We start from the raw sequence: 229 nt of genomic DNA, 5'->3' as shown, positions 1-229 counted from the left end.
CGGGCACGGTGCCGAGGCCGGCCTGGGCGCGGGCGAGAGCCGCCTCGGCGTCGAGCAGGGCCTGCAGGCAGGCACCGTCGCTCGTGGCGGCTTCGGCGGGGCAGCCGGCCCGCACGGGCGACAGCAGTCCGGTGTCGGCGAACACCGGCTCCGGGTGAGCGGGGACCTGGGCGGTCGTCGCTACGGGGTCCGCGTGCGCGGGGTCCCGGGGCGGCGGGGTGTGGGCGGG

General features: G+C 80.8%; 1 pseudogene. It reads right to left on the bottom strand.

What is annotated here, in order from left to right:
* A pseudogene (locus GT045_RS38980) lies at window positions 1–229 on the bottom strand (3-carboxy-cis,cis-muconate cycloisomerase); the annotation flags it as partial.

Source organism: Streptomyces sp. SID486, assembly GCF_009865385.1.
Lineage (GTDB): Bacteria > Actinomycetota > Actinomycetes > Streptomycetales > Streptomycetaceae > Streptomyces.
The sequence above is the reverse complement of the archived record's forward strand: the minus strand, read 5'-3'. Positions and strand labels throughout refer to the sequence as shown.